The following is an 18,219-nucleotide window of genomic DNA, read 5'->3' on the forward strand; positions in this document are numbered from 1 at the left end:
AGGTGAAAAGAATGGGAATAAGCTCTCAAGAATTTCAGCTGGGAGAGATATTGGATAAAGCTTACCGGGAAATTCCTTTAAATAAGGCGGAAATCATCTTTCTCCTGGGATTGAATCAAGAGGAAGAAATCAGTCAGGTCTTTCAGGTGGCAAGGGATTTGCGTCAAAGATATTTTGGAGAAAAACTCTTTCTTTACGGATTTGTCTATTTTTCGACCTTTTGTCAAAATAATTGTACCTTTTGTTTGTATCGAAAATCCAATCGTTCCTTAAAACGTTACCGGAAAAGTGAGCGGGAAATCTTGGACACGGCATACTCTTTAGCGGAATCCGGTGTTCATTTGCTCGATTTGTGTATGGGTGAGGATCCGGAGTATTTGATGGATAGTCCCCGGAGTTTTGGTAAATTACTAAAAATTGTCGAAGATGTAAAGCAAAATACCGGCCTGCCCCTGATGATATCCCCGGGGCTGGTTCCCCAGGTATTTTTGGAGAGATTTCAAGAAGTGGGCGTAAATTGGTACGCTTTATACCAGGAGACCCACAACCGGAGTTTGTATGCGAAAATGCGACTGGATCAAGACTATGACGCGCGCTGGGGAGCCAAGAGGGCCGCTCACCACATGGGACTGCTGGTGGAAGAGGGGCTTCTGACCGGAATCGGAGATACCATGGAGGATGTGGCTGATTCTTTTCAAGCCATGAAAGAATTAGGGGCAGAGCAAGTTCGGGTGATGAGTTTTGTTCCTCAAGAGGAAACGCCCATGGAAAAATGGGTATCGCCCCCCCGCATGAGAGAAATCTTGATCATTGCGGTGATGCGGCTGCTGTTTCCCGACCGGTTGATTCCGGCCTCCTTAGATGTGGACGGTATTCGGGGCTTAAAACAACGGCTGAATGCCGGGGCGAACGTGGTCACATCTATTATTCCCCCCAAGGCGGGTTTGGCGGGAGTATCCAATAATTCTCTGGATATCGATGAGGGAAACAGGACGGTGAAACGGGTTGCCGAAGTAGTTGAGGATCTTGGATTGCGCCCGGCTTCTTTGGACCAGTACATAGATTGGGTGGAGAAGAAACAAAAGAGGATCGGCCGGATCCCTGCCAAGGAGGCAACGATATGAGAGTAGCTGTCGTGGGAGGAAAATTGCAGGGGGTAGAAGCTTGTTATCTGGCCAAGAAAGCCGGCTGGGAAGTGTTCCTGATCGACAAAAAAGACGGGGTGCCTGCCCAGGGATTGTGTGACGAATTTTATTTATGGGATGTGACGAAACAGGATGCACAGCTGAGCGCACTTTTCCAGAAAGTTGATTTTATCCTGCCTGCTTTGGAGAATAAAGAAGCCCATGCCGGCCTGATCCGCTGGGCGGACAAGCTAGATGTTCCCTTGGTTTTTGACCGGGCGTCCTACGAAATTTCCTGCTCGAAAATTGATTCGAACCAGGTTTTTCGGGAGACGGGCATTCCCATGCCCAAGTTATGGCCGGAGTGCACATTGCCTTTGGTGGTTAAGCCTTCGGGCTCCAGTGGGAGTGACGGGGTTTTTAAAGTGAGGGACCGGGAGGACCTGGAAAAACTTCAAGAACGTCCGGAAATACTGGAAACATGGGTGGTGCAAGAATTTGTGGAAGGGCCTTCCTATTCCATAGAAGTAATTGGATGGCAGGGCCATTTTACCTGTTATCAGGTCACAGAATTGGAAATGGATGAACATTATGACTGCAAAAGGGTGCTGGCTCCGGCCGGCTTAGACTTTGTTTTGGAGAACGAATTTGTCCGAATAGGCGAAAGGATTGCCCGGCATCTCAACTTATCCGGGATCATGGATGTGGAAGTAATCTTGCATGAAGGACAATTAAAGGTCCTGGAAATCGATGCCAGGTTGCCCAGCCAAACGCCTACGGTGGTCTATCAATCTTCTGGGATCAATATGGTGGAAATATTAGGTAATCATTGTACTCAGGTACAGGGAACCAGGAAAAAAGAATGGCCCGGCAACCGGGGAGCGGTCTATGAACACATTTCAGTATCAATGGATGCTGTTAAGGTCTGTGGAGAACATATTATGAGTGAAGCCGGACCCCTTCATTTGATTCCGGACTTTTTTGGTGCTGATGAAGCCATTACCAATTACTGTCCGGGAAAAAAGGACTGGGTTGCCACGCTGATCATTTCGGGTGCCGACAGACAGGAAGCCTGGGAAAAAAGATGCCGGGTCATTGACCAGGTGAGGCAAGAGCTGTCCCTGGATCATTATATTGACCTCCTGCCGGAAGGTTAAAAAAAGAGGAATGCCTGAAAAATGAGGGGGGCCGGAATGGTGGAAGCGCAAGAAAAGGTGCAAAAACCTGCGTCCAAAGAAAAGAAAAGATATTACCGCAAGAACGTGGATTTTTTTAAATTAATCGAAAAAATTAAGTTATGGCCTTCGAGAAATGGCACGCTGCATGGGATCAGGTCCATGAAAATCACGGGTAATACCGCTGAAATAGTGACCCATTGTAATGAACGGTTTATTATTCGTAATTCTAAGAACAGCAGGGCCGCCAGGTGGCTGCGTAATAAATGGTTTTTCCATGTTTGCCCGGGCTGTAAAATCCCCCAATGGAAGTTGGAGAAATATTCTGCTACCTATTTAAATCAGTTTTGGGGGTCCAGTCTATAGGTGAAGGAGCGCGCTTACATTTTCCACGGGGTTTAAGGTATTTTATCTTACCCTGTGGCGCAATAATAATATTAGCTGACCTACAGGTTAAAAAGGAGGGATGTTTCAGGAGAAAAGGGATGATGGACCCATTAGAGAGAAACCGTCGCTGGGGCGGGAATAAAGTTAAGCTGTTGTAAAAACAACGGTAAAAAAATCTTAAAATAAAGGAGATTAAAAAAATGGCAAATTTTGAAGCATTATCCCAAAGTGTGATTTCCGGAAAAGAAGCCCAGGTGAAAGAACAAACGAAAGCACTGGTAGACGCAGGAGTAAACCCTCTTGATATTATCAACCAGGGTTTAATCGCCGGCATGAACGTGGTGGGCGCCCGGTTCAAAAACGGCGAAATGTTTGTTCCGGAAGTACTCATGTCCGCAAAATCCATGGCATCCGGTATTGAAATCGTCAAACCTTTGATCGCCGACAAAGATATGCCCAGCAAAGGCAAAATCATACTGGGCACCGTGAAAGGCGACCTCCATGACATCGGTAAAAACCTGGTGGGCATGATGTTGGAAAGCGGCGGCTTCAGTGTAGTTAACTTAGGCATCGACATTCCTCCGGAAAAATTTGTGGCTGCAATCAAAGAACATACCCCGGATATCGTAGCTATGTCCGCTCTTCTTACCACCACCATGCTGCATATGAAAGACACCATTGAATTAATCAAAGAAGAAGGCCTAAAAGTAAAATGTATCGTGGGCGGCGCCCCTATTTCCCAGGACTTTGCTGATGAGATCGGCGCCGACGGCTTTGCTCCCGACGCCGCTTCTGCTGTAGAACTCTGTGCAAAACTGCTTGCCTAAGATAAAAATTTTTTCGGGATCCGGGTACTGATTACCCGGATCCGGGAAAACCAAAGAGAGAAGATCCTTTTCATACCAGGTGAACTACCCGCACATGTGCAGAAGAACCTATTTTTTTGAAAAAGGAGAAAGTAATAGATGTTAATCGTTGGAGAACTGATCAACACCAGCCGGAAAGCGATCAAACCGGCAGTAGAAGCTAAAGATGCCGCTTTTATTAAAGATATGGCCCAGAAACAGGTGGATGCCGGCGCCGATTATGTCGACGTGAACTGCGGCACCATGGTTTTCAACGAAGAAGAAACTATGGCCTGGTTAGTGGAAACCGTGCAGTCCCAGGTGACCGCACCCCTTTGTATCGACAGTCCCAATCCCAAAGCTTTGGAAGTAGGGCTTTCCCTGTGCAAGCACGGCCAGCCCATGATTAATTCCATCACCGCGGAAAAAGAACGCTATGCCACCATCCTGCCCTTTGTCTTAAAATATAAGGCCAAGATCGTCGGCCTGTGCATGGATGATTCCGGGATGCCGGAAACTGCGGAAGACCGCTTAAGAATTGCCGACAGGCTGGTGGGCGACATGGTTGCCGCCGGGGTACCGGAAGACGACATCTATCTGGATCCCCTGGTGAAGCCGGTAAGCACGGGAGACAAAGCCGGTTTGGAAGTCCTGGACACCATTTACGGGATCAAGCAGAAATATCCTAAAGTCCACGGCATCTGCGGCTTAAGCAACATTTCCTACGGATTGCCCAACCGGAAAATCTTGAACCAGGTCTTCATGATCCAGACCATGACTATGGGCATGGATGGCTACATCCTGGATCCCCTGGATAAGACCATGATGGGTTTTGTGTATGCGTCCCAGGCCCTCCTGGGTAAAGACGAATTCTGCATGAAGTATTTGACCGCCCATCGCAACGGATTGTACGAATAGAATTTACCTGGACCGGTGAAACAATAAAAATAGTGACAAATACGGGGGTGAATCTCTTGACAGTTAGAGGTGTCCACGCCGGTTCCCACCGCATGGAGGGAATTGGGCTGAATATGTTCACCTACGATGAACTCTACGACATCCATTTAGCAACACTGGATGTGCTGTGGAACATCGGGTGCAAAGTAGAAAGCGAAGAAGCTGTTGAAATTTTTGACGGTGCCGGATGTACCATTGACCGGGCCAATCACAATGTGAAGATACCTGCCTACCTGGTGGAAGATGCGCTGCGGTCTATTCCGAAAACCTTCCGGGCTTGCGGGCGCAATCCGGAAAATGACTGGTTAAATGAGAATAATCGGACCGGTTTCGTAAACTTTGGTGAAGCGGTGCAAATGATTGACCCCTATACCAAGGAAATTCGGAAACCCAAAAAGAAAGACGTGGATGATGTTACCAGATTCTGCGAAGCAATGGACCAGATCATTATTTTTGAAAGAGCACTGGGACCTTCCGAGGTAGATCCCGATGTTTCTCAGGTTCATATTGCTGAGTCTTTCTATAACAATTGTACCAAACACGCTTACATAGGCATGAATAGACCGGAAAACATGCGCGCTGTCGCGAAAATGGGTTATGTGGTATCCGGTGGGGAAGACCAGTTCCGACAAAGGCCTCTCTTCTCACAAAGTACGGACCCGGTGAGTCCCCTGGTTCACTCCAAGGGCGCTACCGATACCTTAATTCAAGCGATCCGGTGCGGGGTACCGGCGAAGATTAACTCCATGGGTCTCTGCGGGGGCACCACCTGTGTGAACCTGGCCAGCACCCTGGTTACCCACAACGCCGAAATGCTCAGCATGTTTGTCCTGGCCCAACTGGTGAAGAAGGGCCATCCCCTGGTATACGGGACTTCTACGGCCATAATGGACCTGAGAACCACCACTGCTTGTGTGGGAAGCCCTGAATTGGCCCTGTTCAGTGCCGCATGTGCGAAAATGGCTCAATTTTATAACATCCCTGTCTGGGTAGCCGGTGGGTAGACTGACAGCAAGGTTCCTGATGCCCAGTCCGCATTTGAGTTTTGCATGACCGCTTTATTACCAGCGTTAGCAGGCGCTAACATGATCTATGGTCTTGGCTTACTCGAAGGCGGTTTGACTTGGGACTATGCCATGCTGGTGATGCAGAATGAAATGGTGAAACAGATTCTCCATTGCGTGAAAGGAATTCCGGTAAATGATGAAGAAATGGCGTTGGAAGTAATTAAGTCGGTAGGACCCGGCGGTGAATTCATCAGCCATGAACATACATTCCAGAATTTCCGCAGATTATCCGCACCGGTGCTCTTGGACCGGCACAATCGTGACGGCTGGAAGGCGGCCGGCAGCAAGGACATCGTTCAGAAGTCCTATGAAAAGGCCCACGAAATCCTGGAAAACTATAAGCCCACGCCGCTGCCGGAAAACATTCAGAAACAATTAAAGGATATCGTCGCGGAAGCGGAAGCGGAGACGACTGAAATCAAAGCCAAAGAAAAAGAAGCCATGAGAAAAGGCAAATAAATATTTATGATAAAAGAGAGGAGCCGTGAGACGCGGCCCCTCTCTTTTATTTTAATTTAGACTATAACAAGATCTAAACATGAACGCTACCCTGTACTGTAAAATGGATTTCCCCGCCCCCGGGGCTAACTGGTTTTTTCCCTATTCGTACAATATTTCCGAATCAGCCTGCTCGCCTTGCTTTGGCTGGTCTTTAAGGCCTTGGCCACTTCATAGGAACTGCCTAACTCTTTATAGGCTTTTTCAATGAGGTTTTTTTCCACTTCATTAATGGCCTCGTCCAGCGGCACAGCCTTGGGAAACAGAATCAGAGACTCATGCTTCTGGCTGTTATCGAGCAAATGTCTGGGTAAATGGCTCTCATTAATAATGGTTTCCGGTGCTACGACCACCAAACGTTCAATGGTATTCTCCAATTCCCGGATATTTCCCGGCCACCAATAGCTAGAAAGAATATTTAGACAATTTTGGGAAATCTGATGGGAAACCCGGTATTTATTATTATATTTATCCAGAAAATAATGAATGAGAGGAATAATTTCTTCTTCTCTCTCCCGCAGCGGAGGAATTTCAATTTCGAAGACATTCAGGCGGTAGTATAAATCTTCTCTAAATTCTCCCTTCTCCACCATCTCTTTAAGATTGCGGTTGGTGGCGGCAATAATGCGACAATTGGCTTGCTGAACTTCTCTGCCGCCCACTTTAAAATACTGGTTGTCTTGCAGGACCTGCAGTAGTTTGGCCTGCATTTTCATGGGAAGTTCGCCGATTTCGTCTAAAAATAAGGTACCGTCGTTGGCTAATTCGATTAAGCCTAATTTGCCTTTTTCATGGGCGCCGGTAAAGGCCCCTTTGGCATAGCCGAATAATTCCGATTCCATTAATTCGCTGGGAATGGAGGCGCAGTTAATGGGAATAAAAGGACCATTTTTTCTGGAACTGTTTTTGTGAATATATTTGGCCACGATGCCTTTCCCTGTTCCTGATTCGCCCAGGAGCAAAACTGTGGATTCGACAGAGGCGATTCTTTGGGCCAACTCCAGAAGATCGGACATTTTTTTGCTGCGCACAATGAAGTCCGGTGTGCTCATTTCTTTCTTGCGCAGTTCTTCCACCTCGGTTTTATACCGCTTTAACAATTGGGTGCTCTTGTCCAGCTCGAATTTAAGGCCTTCGGGCTCGGTAATATCACGAGAGTTTTCAATCACCAGCTCCAGGTGTCCCTCTTCATCCCAAATAGGTGTGGCGGTAGTAAGCAGCGTTTTTCCGGTACAGGTTTTTTGTTCTAATGTGAAACTCCTTTTTCGTTTGATGGCAATAGGGCTCACCCGGGGTCCCCATAATTTTTTTTCGGAGATTTCCTGTGAGCTTTTGCCGATGATTTCCGATGCTTTCACGCCATAATGTCTTTCCGCCGCATTGTTCACATAAATCACGATACCTTCTGCATTTGTTACATAGATCTCATCGAAAGAATGATCCAAAATTTTTTTCAGCGTGTTGTAGTCCAACTGAGTTACGGGTTCCTTTTTATGATGTGCCATGCTCTTACCTCCTGTTCCGCTGAAAAAACTAGCAGTGTAGTTTAAAAAAAGATAATTTTAACAGGATATTAAATATAAATACCGTTTACAAGAATATTATTATAACAAAAAAACATTGTTCTGAACATTGTATTTTTTTACAAATACTCATTGTAATTTCGACGAAAAAAAGGGAATTCCTTTAATTTAAAAGATAATTAACCAAGGCTTAATCTTGACGGATTTTGTCGGAACAGGACGAGTTTTTACAAAAGGGTTTTGTGCGGTGTATAGGGAAAACTTATTAAGGGGAAAATGATCATCGACAGCCGAGTATTCCTTGACTCAAAGGAAGTCATAAATGACTTGTTGCCCGCCACCATCCGGAAGCCAAAGCCTTCTCTGCCGGGGCTCTACAAAAAATAAAGGAATGGCACGATTTTTGCTATCTACAATAGATAGCGAGAAGCCTGAACGGTAAGAATTGTTTGCCTTCAGGTATCATATTGTTGAAAGGAGGGTAGACAGCTCGTTTGATCATAGGGTACCTATGTGTTCAGATGGCGGTCCAAACCTGCCGGTAAAAGTTGAATTTGGGAAGAAATACACTCTTATCATTAGTAAGGAGGGCAAAATGGATACTAGTCGCATGCTTCAGCTTACAGAGTTGAACACGAATCAGTTGTTTACGCTTTTTGCTCAGAGCGAAAAACTTACAGCCATTGCCTCGGATTTTCGTGCAGCTATGGAGTTGTCCTTGGTTCGTAATCAGATTGTGGATGCGTTAAAGTTTTACGATCTAGGGACGGTAACGGATGTCTATGAGATTTTCGGTGGGTATATTAACAAAAGCTATGGAATCTATACAGAAAAAGATGGAAAAACATATGAGTATTTTGTGAGAAAGTACAAGAAGGGAATTATGGAAAAGGAAATGGAGCTGGAGCATTCCCTGATTGATTTCTCCATTGCCAATGGACTTGACATTGCCGCAGGCTTGATTCGTACCAAAGATGGGAAAACTTTTGTCAAACTGTCCGAAACGTCAAATGGGGAAGTAGAATACCGTTATTTTGCCATTTATGATTTTCTCTCCGGGGAAGACAAGTATACCTGGGTCGACCCCTATTTGACGGATGAGGAGTTTGCCAGCTTTGCCGAGGTGCTGGCTACCTTGCACAACGCCTCCCGGCATTTTGACCCCAAAGGGCGGGAAAGAGTTGAGCCAAAGATTTTAGAGTTTGTTCCCACGCTTCCGAAAACCTTTAAAGAATTTACCAAAACCGACATCAATAATAAGTTCCACAGCTATTATTTAAGAAGCTTCGATGAAATTATGGAAGTGATCGACAGAATTAAAATTCCTCCAGAAGCAGCGGCTAGGATGCCCTATAACCCCATTCATTCCGATTATCACCCCGGAAACGTAAAGTTTCAAGACGGTAAGGCTGTAGGTATTTTCGATTTTGACTGGGCAAAAATTGATCATCGCCTGTTTGATGTGTGTCTGGCCTTGGTTTATAGTTGCTGTGCCTGGGAAGACTTGCCGGATGGTTCCTACGACGGCATGCTTCGCCTGGACAAATGCGGAATTTTCCTGAAGGCTTATCAGAAAAAGCTCAAAGAATTAGGCGGATTGGATCCCATCAATGAAACAGAGAAAGAATATTTCCCGATTATGGTAGCGGCAGCTAACGTCTACCTGATTAACTGGTGTCTGGCGGCCTATTATGCTGAGCCGGAGAATCTCAATGTTTACGAGTATTTAACCTATCTCATGCACCAGGTAAGATTGATGAAATGGATTGAGGAGCACAAACCGCATTTGGCAGATCTGATTAAATCCATCTAATTCAAATGGATGAGTAAAAAAATAATGTTTTTCGGAAAGGGGTAATACGATGGCAAATAATAACGCGCAACAGGTTCTTGAGGCCCATGAATTGAATTTTGCAAAAAGGGGTCTGGTATGGGGGATCATTTCAGGGGCTACCTGGGGCTTGGACGGAGTGTTGCTTACAATCGCAGGGTATATGGCTCCTTTTTGGCTCGATAGTTATTCATTGGGTGTCGTGATCGTAGCGTGCCTGGCTTCTGCCGCGATGCACGACCTGTTTGCCGGCGGTTGGCTGGTGCTTTACAATCTATTCACCGGGCGTTTTGCGGAATATGCCAGAACCTTAAAGACGAGACCCGGAAAGATTGTGATGCTGGCTGCCTTGTTCGGCGGGCCCATTGGCATGGGCGGCTATCTGATCGGCCTTAATTTGTGCGGTGTCACCTATGCTTTATCTATTTCCGCCTGCTATCCCGCTCTCGGCGCTATTCTGGGCGTATTTATCCTGAAAGAAAGGATTAGTCCCCGGGTCTGGATCGGTATTATTGCCTGCATGATCGGTGCCTTGATTGTATCCTATTCACCTCCGGGAAATATCGCCGATTATCCTAATTTCTATTTGGGCATCTTCTTCTCCATCCTGCCGGCTATCGGCTGGGCGGCAGAGGGTGTGATCTCCACTTACGGCATGGACATGGTTGACCCCGACATTGCCATTGGCATCCGGGAAGGTTTCTCCGGACTGATTCTCTTTTTCATCGTCATTCCCATCGCCGGTTTTATTGCCGGGGCAGGTATGGCCGGCTGGAACATTTTCGGCGGCGCTTTCGCGGCTGTACAGCCCATGCTGTGGGTGGCCGCAGCCGGTTTGTCCGGTGGACTGTCTTACCTGGCTTGGTATAAGGCCCTTAACATGACAGGAGTGGGCCGTGCCATGGCCTTCAACGTGACCTATGCTTTGTGGAGTATCCCCTTCGCATTGTTGTTCACCAAATTAGGTGTTTACAGCTATTCCATTTCTACCCAGGCGATCATTGGTGCGGCCATTATCACTATAGGCACCATTCTGGTTGTGGCGAATCCCAAAGAATTGTTAAAATTAAGAAACTAGGAGGGGAAACTAATGGCACAATTACTACCTTTAAAATTCCGTATTCTCCATTATTTTTCCAAGGCAAAGGGTGATGTGAGCGTCGATGATCTCTTGAAGGATTTAAAGAACGAATACAGCGGCGACGGACAGTTTACGAAATCTGGCGTTTCCAACCACTTGGACTCCCTGCGCGCCGTAGGCATGATCGAAGTAACAGAACCGGTTTTGAACAACAATGAATTGACGATTAAATACAAAATTACCGACTATGGTACCAGCAGGCTGGCTTATTTACCCCAGGAGTGGCAAAGTAAATAAATAGCTTTTCCAAAGCAGTAGTGCACATCTGCCGGATCTGTTCCGAAAGGAATAGGTCCGGCGGATACTTATGTGCGGTACATAAAAATATTTTGTTCTGTATAGGATATGATCCAGCAGGCAAAAAAAAAGAAGTAAAGGAAAGGGATATAATCATGGAATTTGCGAAATTTTTTACCCAAGCGGAAGCGCAAAGAATTCACGAGGCATCTTTAGAAATTTTGGAAAACATAGGCCTTTTGGTACATAATGAAAAGGCGCGCCATATTTTTGCCCAGCATGGATGTACGGTCGATACCCAGACCGGTCTGGTGAAATTTCCTCCTCAGGTAGTAGAACAATGCCGTCAATCCTTTGTTCCTAAATATACTTTTACTGCTCGTGATCCTCAATTTGACCGGGTACTGCCTGACCACAGGCCGGTAGTCGTCACGGCAAGCTCCGCCCCCAACATTATTGATCCCAAGACTGGCAAAGAAAGACGGGCGACTTCAACTGACATCGCAAATATCGCCTTTTTAATAAATGAGCTTCCTGCTTTCGACGTCTTCTCCATTTCGGTTTTAGCCGATGACGCGCCCAAGGATCAGATCAGTATCTCCCGGTTTTATCCTGCTTTAAAAAATTGTACAAAACCGGTCAGGAGCAATACGCCTACCATTCGGGATTTGGAAATGGTTTTGGAATTAGGCTATACCATTGCAGGCAGCAAAGAAGCTTACCTGGAGCGGCCCTTTATTAATCACCATTATTGCCCGGTGGTTTCTCCCTTAACCATGGATGTGGAGTCTACGGAAGCGGTGATTTATTTAACGGAAAAAGGCCTGCCCGTATACGGCACGATTGTTCCGAATGCCGGTCTGACTTCGCCGATGAGTTTATTGGGGACGCTAACCATGGGCAATGCGGAGTTCTTGGCTCTGGCTTGCCTGCTGCAAATGATTCGTCCGGGGGCACCCAATATTTATGCGGTTTTGAGTACGGTAGCCGATATGCGTACCGGTGCTTATGCATCCGGTGCCATTGAAACAGGGATTCTTCAGATGGCCCATACCATGATGGCCAGATTCTATAATATTCCTTCCGGCGGTTATATCGGTTTGACCAACGCCCAAACCACTGATGCCCAATCCGGCTATGAGACCGGAATGAATACTGCTGCCGCCTTGCTGGCCGGGGGCGACCTGTTTAATATGGGCGGACTGCTGGGCGGATTGATGGCCTTTGACTATGCCAAAGCGATTATGGATAATGAAATGGCCATGATGCTGAAACAAGTGAAGCGGGGCGTAGAATTCAGTGAAGAGGGCCTTTGCCTCGACCTGATTAAAGAAATCGGCCCGGGCGGTTCTTACATGGATGCCCTGCATACCCTGGAGCATATGCGGGAAGTGGCTTTCTTCCCCAAAGTAGCGGGCCGGGAAATGCGGGCCCAATGGGCTGTTTCAGGCCAGTTGACGGCCAGAGACCGGGCGGTGGAAGAAGCGAACCGGATTCTCTCCAAAGAAAACCCGGCTAGATTTTCTGCGGAACTGGATGCCAAAGTACGGGCCCATTTCCCCAATTTAGTGGCCGGAGATGCCAAATGGGAAGCCTAAAAGGCTGAGCGGACGGGACCAATCTCAGATGAAAGAGTAGCGGACCAGGGGGACGGCTCTATACTGTCCCCCTGATCCGCGTTCAAAACACCGGGGAGGATACGCGCATATGGCTTTGGTAATGTTTGACTATGACGGCGTGATTGCCGACTCTTTTGAAGTGCATATGAAAAGTTTTTTGAGTGCCTTTCATGAAAATGACTGTAAGAAGGTGAATACCGAACAGGACATTCTTAATTTATATGAAGGGAATGTTTATAAGTCCATGGCGGAATTAGGACTGGACGACGGGCAAATTAACCGGATCCTGGAAAGCTATGAAAAACGGCAAAACATCTTGCTGGACCGGATTGATTTTTTTGCCGGCATGGATACCGCTCTGACGAGGATTTCCGGCTCTCACAAAATTTATATTATTACTTCCAACATCGCCGGCGCCGTGCTGCGTGTTCTGGACCGGTACGGCCTGACCTGTATTGAAAAGGTAATCGGATCGGAGACGGAAAAAAGTAAGATCAAGAAAATTCAAGCGGTCATGGGTCTCTACCCGGAGGCACAGGCGTATTATGTGGGGGATACCAAGGGCGACATATTTGAGGGAAAAGAGGCAGGTGCTTTAACCGTTGGGGTAGCCTGGGGATGGCATGGGGCCGATAAATTGCACGAAAGCAATCCGGATTATTTGGTTTTTTCCCCGGGGGAATTGGCAAATATCCTCTGTGCAGTTTAGACTTGACGGGATGGACTACTTTTGCTAAACTGATTGGTAAGATTATAGTTTCATGACCGGAAGCAAAAAATAGCATAAGCTGGGATATGGTGCCCTGTTGAGGGTTAAAAGGGAAAGCGGTTACAATCCGCTGCAGCCCCCGCTACTGTGTAATGGGTATGAAATCCAACAATGCCATTGGGAAACCCCGAGAAGGCTGGAGAGTAAGATGATCCATGAGCCAGGAAACCTGCCATATCCTTGAAATGTTTTCTACCTCGGGCAGGAGGGGTGAAATATTGTCATTGGTATTTCCCGCACTTCGAGTGCGGTTTTTTAGTTATAACCATAAAAGGAGTGTGTTCATGATGGGTTATCAAGCAATTGTAAAAGGAATCAGACCTCTGGATGAGAAGGCTGTCTCGGCAGCGAAAAACCGCATGGATAATTTGATTAAGCCGATCGGCAGTTTAGGAAGGCTTGAAGATATCGCGATCCAATTGGCGGGTGTAACCGGTAAAGTAAAAAACAAATTTGAGAAGAAATGTACCGTAGTGATGTCTGCCGACAATGGGGTGATGGATGAAGGGGTGAGCGCTGCTCCCCAGGTTGTTACCCTGATTCAGACAGGTAATATGTTTAAAGGTATTTGCGGGATTAATGTATTATCCCGGCAGGCGGGCGCAGACGTGCGCATCGTCGATATCGGCATCAACGGGGAGATCGACTGTCCGGGATTGATCCGGAAAAAAATTCGCCCGGGCACGTCCAATATGGCAAAAGGCCCGGCCATGTCCCGGGATGAGGCCATCCAGGCCATAGAAACAGGGATGGAAGTGGTCAGCGGGCTGGTGGAAGAAGGCTATGACCTGCTGGGCACCGGCGAAATGGGCATCGGCAATACCAGCACCAGCAGCGCCGTTTTAATGAGCCTTTCCGGGTGCTCTGCCGAAGTCGCGGTGGGAAAAGGAGCCGGATTGACAGAAGAGGACTTTACCAAGAAAAAACGGGTGATCGAGACGGCCCTTCACGTAAATAAGCCGGATAAAAACGACCCCATTGATGTGCTGGCAAAAGTGGGGGGCTTTGATATTGCCGGTTTGGTGGGGTGCTATTTGGCGGCGGCCTTCCACCGGGTACCCATTGTGGTGGACGGGTTTATTTCCGCAGTGGCAGCTTTGGTGGCTGCCAGGATCAGTCCTTTGGCGCGGGAATACATGATTCCTTCCCATTTTTCGGCCGAACCCGGGGTTGAATATCTGATGAAAGAAATCGGCCTGGAGCCCATGCTTCTGCTGAAAATGCGGCTGGGGGAAGGCACCGGGTGCCCCTTAATGTTCCATGTCATTGAAAGCGCGGCGGCGGTGATGCGTGATATGGCCACATTTGAAGAAGGGGCCATCGAGAGCGAGACCTTGGTGGATATCAGAGAATAATGGGAAAGTCAATTTTAGTTACCGGGGGAGCAAGAAGCGGGAAGAGTAAATTTGCGGAGAAACTGGTCAAGGATTTAGCCGGACCGGTCCTTTATGTTGCTACGGCCCAGGTCTTTGATGAAGAGATGAAATTGAGAGTTGAAAAGCACAGGCAGTCCAGACCAGCGGATTGGGCAACGGTAGAGGCTTACCGGGGCTTAGGCAAAATCGTCGCGGACCAGGGGGACCGATACCAGGGAATTTTGATTGATTGCATCACCATTATGGTGACAAACCTGCTCTTCGATTTGCCCGAAATACAACAGGAAGACTTTAGCAGAAACAGCATCGAGCAGGCGGAAACCAGGATTTTAGAAGAAGCAGGGCGGCTGGCGCAAGGGATTGCCTCCTCCCCGGCGACCATCGTGATGGTGACAAATGAATTAGGCAGCGGCATTGTTCCGGAATATCCCCTTTCCCGGATTTTTCGGGATATTGCCGGCCGCGTTAACCAATATTTGGCAGAAAAGGCGGATGAAGCATATTTCGTCGTCTCCGGCATACCCATAAAATTAAAATAATATGAGAAATTTTGGTACCCTGGAATGGAGCTGACAAAGATGACTCTCCTTTATTTGGTGAGACACGGAGAAACCGATCTCAATACAAAAGGGGTTTATTACGGGTGGACAGATGATGGTCTGAGCCCCCAAGGGATCAAACAAGCAGAAAAAATGGCGGTGATGCTGGAGGATGTTCATTTTGACACGGTCATTTCCAGCCCCTTAACAAGAGCCAGGGAGACGGCGGTGATTGTGAGCAGGTCTGATCCCGACCGCATTATCCTGGATGAACGCCTGAAAGAATTAAATTTTGGCGCCTGGGAAGGAAAACACTATCAGGTGATTCAGGATCATGACAAAGAAAACTGGGATTTGTGGGTAAAGGACTGGAAAAAGGCCTCTCCTCCTGCGGGAGAGTCTTTTGTAAGCATGTACCGGCGGGTCAAGCAAAGTATCAAAGAGACCCTGGAAAAATATGAGGGGCAAACCCTCTTGATGGTAACCCACCAAGGATGCCTGCGCATTATCATGTGTATTCTGCTCAATATGAAATACGAAGGTTATTGGCACTTTACCTTTGACCACGGTGCATACAGCCTGATCGATGTCGAACAGGGTTATTGTATTGTGAAAAAGATTAATCAAAAACCGTAAGAGAGAAAAAAGGACGTGCTTCTATGAAAAACAAGAGCATTATGATTCAAGGCACGGGCTCATCTGTAGGGAAAAGTATTTTGTGCACGGCTTTGTGCCGGATCTTTACGCAAGACGGGTACCGGGTGAATCCTTTCAAAGCCCAAAATATGTCGAATAATTCTTTTATTACTTATGAAGGCCATGAAATGGGCCGGGCCCAGGTGATGCAGGCGGAAGCAGCCGGCAGGGCACCGCGGGCGGTGATGAATCCCATTCTGCTGAAACCTACCTCGGATCACAAGTCCCAAGTGGTGATTCAGGGAAAAGTTCATGAAACCATGGATGCGGTAGAGTATTTCGCCTATAAGCCCCGCTTAATAGAGATGATTAATGCCATTTACCACGAACTGGAAGCGGAAAGCGACATTGTGGTGATTGAGGGGGCGGGAAGCCCGGCGGAAATCAATCTGAAACAGGATGACCTGGTGAATATGGGCATGGCAAAAATGGCCGCTTCCCCGGTGATTCTCGCCGGTGATATTGACCGGGGCGGCGTGTTTGCCTCTTTGGCCGGAACCATGCTTTTGCTGGATGAGGAAGAAAAGAAAATGGTGAAAGGGGTACTGATTAATAAATTCCGGGGCAGCCTGGATATCCTGAAACCGGGATTGGACATGCTGGAAGAGATCATCCATCTTCCTGTTTTGGGGGTGATCCCCTATTTCCATTTAAACCTGGAAGATGAAGACAGTGTAACGGAATGGGGCAAGTTCACCAAACAGCAGAACGGCGAGATAGACATCGCCATTATCAAGCTTCCCCATATTTCCAATTTCACGGATTTTAATGTGTTGAAACTATATGAGGACGTTAATCTGCGCTTTGTCGATCTGGATGACGAATTAGGCCATCCTGACGTGATTGTGATTCCGGGCACCAAGAGTACGGTGGCCGATATGGACATGGTGAAAAAGTCCGGGATGGGAGAAAAAATAATACGGTGCCACGATCAGGGCAGCTATGTTTTCGGCATCTGCGGCGGCTTCCAAATCATCGGAGAGGAAATCCGGGATCCGGATCATGTAGAATCCTCTTTGTCCGGTATTTCCGGATTAGGATTAATTCAGGCCGTGACCACCTTCCGGGGAGAAAAAACAACGACTCTTTCCGAAGGTATAGATGAAGCATTTCAGTGCAAAGTCAAAGGTTATGAGATCCATATGGGGGAAACGGTGTTGCGGGAAGGGGTTTTTCCTTTGATTCAGGTATTATCCCGTAACGGCACGGCGACAAATTTAAGGGACGGTGCGGTAAATCAGGATAAAACCGTTTTTGGTACTTATTTTCATGGGATTTTTGACAGTGCCGCTTTTACCAGGAGTTTCCTCAATCAAGTGCGCATGGCGAAAAATTTAGCCCCCCGCGCCAGCGATGTCCAGGACTATTGGGCATATAAAGAGGAACAGTACAACAAATTGGCGGATGTGGTGAGAAAAAACCTGAACATGGACAAGATCTACCGAATTGTGGAGGCCGGCTTACATGGTTAGTATTTGGGCAGCCTATGTACTGGATTTGATCCTGGGTGACCCTTACCGGTTTCCCCATCCCGTGGTCTATATAGGAAAATATGTAAGTTTTGTGGAAGGGCAGGTGCGCAGAATTGCTTCTTCCCCTTTGGCGCTGAAGGCGGGGGGGATTTTTCTGACCATCAGCACCGTGCTCATTACTTATGGTTTGACCTGGGGGGTATTGTCCGGGGTAAAGGCGCTGAACATCTGGTTATTTTATTTTCTCAATATTGTACTGATGTGGACATGCTTAGCGGCAAAATCTTTGCGTGTGGAAAGCATGAAGGTTTTTGGGGCCCTTGACGCAGAAAACCTGGCGCAGGCCAGGACTGCCGTTTCTTATATTGTAGGCAGGGATACCAGCGTCCTGGATGAGGAGGAAGTAACCAAGGCCACTGTGGAGACGGTGGTGGAAAACACAGCCGATGGGATTGTAGCCCCCCTTTTTTATATGTTTATCGGGGGAGCCCCCCTGGCTTTGGCCTATAAAGCGATTAATACCATGGATTCTATGGTAGGATACAAAAATGAAAAATATCTTGATTTCGGTTGGGCTGCCGCTAGATTAGACGATTTAGCCAACTTTATCCCGGCGCGCATCACCGGATTTTTTTTGACCCTGGCCGCTTTTTTCTTGAAATTGAATTATTTAGGCAGCATCCGGGTGTTAATCCGGGACCGGAGAAATCATCTCAGTCCCAACTGCGGCTATCCGGAAGCGGCGGCGGCCGGCGCTTTAAACATCCAACTGGGCGGTACCCACACCTATTTTAATCAGGTTGTACATAAACCGACCATAGGAGATGATCTTCGGCCGGTTCAGCAAGACGATATCCTATGGGCGATCAGAATGATGGTTCTATCCTCCGTCTTGGTTATGATATTTTTTTCTTTTATCTATTGGTTTATCATAGGGCAGATAGAATTCTGAATACCTGAATA

16 protein-coding genes, 1 pseudogene and 1 riboswitch are annotated in these 18,219 nt (G+C 47.3%); of the genes and pseudogenes, 16 read left to right on the top strand and 1 reads right to left on the bottom strand.

What is annotated here, in order from left to right; genetic code table 11:
- Positions 1-11 precede the first annotated feature (11 nt).
- The 6 genes and pseudogenes from pylB to mttB all read left to right on the top strand — a co-directional run bounded on the left by pylB (position 12) and on the right by mttB (position 6,014).
- Positions 12-1,124 (top strand): methylornithine synthase PylB, encoded by a 1,113-nt coding sequence (gene pylB, locus DCMF_RS28115; protein WP_148137518.1) that lies wholly within the window; start codon positions 12-14, stop codon positions 1,122-1,124.
- Positions 1,121-2,281, top strand: a complete 1,161-nt coding sequence (gene pylC, locus DCMF_RS28120; protein ID WP_148137519.1) for a 3-methylornithine--L-lysine ligase PylC — start codon at positions 1,121-1,123, stop codon at positions 2,279-2,281. Before pylB ends, pylC begins: the two co-directional genes overlap by 4 nt.
- A 36-nt stretch (positions 2,282-2,317) precedes the next feature.
- Positions 2,318-2,665: a pyrrolysine--tRNA(Pyl) ligase small subunit gene (gene pylSn / locus DCMF_RS28125; protein WP_148137520.1), complete on the top strand. Its 348-nt coding sequence runs from the start codon at positions 2,318-2,320 to the stop codon at positions 2,663-2,665.
- Positions 2,666-2,886: 221 nt separating this feature from the next.
- Positions 2,887-3,513 carry a cobalamin B12-binding domain-containing protein gene (locus DCMF_RS28130; RefSeq protein WP_148137521.1) on the top strand — a complete coding sequence of 209 codons (627 nt, stop codon included), beginning with the start codon at positions 2,887-2,889 and terminating at the stop codon, positions 3,511-3,513.
- A gap of 138 nt (positions 3,514-3,651) precedes the next feature.
- Positions 3,652-4,449, top strand: coding sequence for a methyltetrahydrofolate cobalamin methyltransferase (locus tag DCMF_RS28135; RefSeq protein WP_148137522.1), 798 nt, complete (start codon positions 3,652-3,654; stop codon positions 4,447-4,449).
- A gap of 113 nt (positions 4,450-4,562) precedes the next feature.
- Positions 4,563-6,014, top strand: a pseudogene (gene mttB, locus DCMF_RS29925) ([trimethylamine--corrinoid protein] Co-methyltransferase).
- 125 nt (positions 6,015-6,139) lie between these two features.
- On the opposite strand, the gene DCMF_RS28150 reads toward mttB, so the two are convergent.
- Positions 6,140-7,558: a sigma-54 interaction domain-containing protein gene (locus DCMF_RS28150; protein WP_148137525.1), complete on the bottom strand. Its 1,419-nt coding sequence runs from the start codon at positions 7,556-7,558 to the stop codon at positions 6,140-6,142.
- A 613-nt stretch (positions 7,559-8,171) separates the two neighbouring features.
- Here DCMF_RS28150 and DCMF_RS28155 point away from each other — a divergent pair.
- The 10 genes from DCMF_RS28155 to cbiB all read left to right on the top strand — a co-directional run bounded on the left by DCMF_RS28155 (position 8,172) and on the right by cbiB (position 18,208).
- Positions 8,172-9,389, top strand: coding sequence for a phosphotransferase (locus tag DCMF_RS28155; RefSeq protein WP_148137526.1), 1,218 nt, complete (start codon positions 8,172-8,174; stop codon positions 9,387-9,389).
- Positions 9,390-9,438: 49 nt separating this feature from the next.
- Positions 9,439-10,485 (top strand): DMT family transporter, encoded by a 1,047-nt coding sequence (locus DCMF_RS28160; protein WP_148137527.1) that lies wholly within the window; start codon positions 9,439-9,441, stop codon positions 10,483-10,485.
- Between the two features lie 12 nt (positions 10,486-10,497).
- Entirely contained in the window at positions 10,498-10,785 is a 288-nt protein-coding gene (locus DCMF_RS28165; RefSeq protein ID WP_148137528.1) for a MarR family transcriptional regulator, read from the top strand.
- 155 nt (positions 10,786-10,940) lie between these two features.
- A complete protein-coding gene (locus DCMF_RS28170; protein ID WP_148137529.1) occupies positions 10,941-12,383 on the top strand; it encodes a trimethylamine methyltransferase family protein in 1,443 nt (480 codons plus the stop codon).
- A gap of 109 nt (positions 12,384-12,492) precedes the next feature.
- Positions 12,493-13,113, top strand: a complete 621-nt coding sequence (locus DCMF_RS28175; RefSeq protein WP_148137530.1) for an HAD family hydrolase — start codon at positions 12,493-12,495, stop codon at positions 13,111-13,113.
- Positions 13,114-13,183: 70 nt separating this feature from the next.
- Positions 13,184-13,364, top strand: a riboswitch (cobalamin riboswitch).
- Positions 13,365-13,457: 93 nt separating this feature from the next.
- On the top strand, positions 13,458-14,528 hold the full coding sequence (gene cobT / locus DCMF_RS28180) for a nicotinate-nucleotide--dimethylbenzimidazole phosphoribosyltransferase (protein ID WP_148137531.1): 1,071 nt from the start codon (positions 13,458-13,460) through the stop codon (positions 14,526-14,528).
- The gene (gene cobU, locus DCMF_RS28185; RefSeq protein ID WP_148137532.1) at positions 14,528-15,088 is read left to right on the top strand and encodes a bifunctional adenosylcobinamide kinase/adenosylcobinamide-phosphate guanylyltransferase; all 561 of its coding nucleotides are present in this window, start codon (positions 14,528-14,530) and stop codon (positions 15,086-15,088) included. Before cobT ends, cobU begins: the two co-directional genes overlap by 1 nt.
- A gap of 39 nt (positions 15,089-15,127) precedes the next feature.
- Positions 15,128-15,724 carry an alpha-ribazole phosphatase gene (cobC, locus tag DCMF_RS28190; RefSeq protein WP_214658965.1) on the top strand — a complete coding sequence of 199 codons (597 nt, stop codon included), beginning with the start codon at positions 15,128-15,130 and terminating at the stop codon, positions 15,722-15,724.
- A 23-nt stretch (positions 15,725-15,747) separates the two neighbouring features.
- Positions 15,748-17,256, top strand: coding sequence for a cobyric acid synthase (locus tag DCMF_RS28195; RefSeq protein WP_148137534.1), 1,509 nt, complete (start codon positions 15,748-15,750; stop codon positions 17,254-17,256).
- Positions 17,249-18,208 carry an adenosylcobinamide-phosphate synthase CbiB gene (gene cbiB / locus DCMF_RS28200; protein ID WP_148137535.1) on the top strand — a complete coding sequence of 320 codons (960 nt, stop codon included), beginning with the start codon at positions 17,249-17,251 and terminating at the stop codon, positions 18,206-18,208. The genes DCMF_RS28195 and cbiB overlap by 8 nt, the downstream gene beginning before the upstream one ends.
- The last annotated feature ends 11 nt before the right edge of the window (positions 18,209-18,219 follow it).

The sequence above is a fragment of the Candidatus Formimonas warabiya genome (assembly GCF_002777255.1).
Classification (GTDB): Bacteria; Bacillota; Dehalobacteriia; order Dehalobacteriales; family Dehalobacteriaceae; genus Formimonas; species Formimonas warabiya.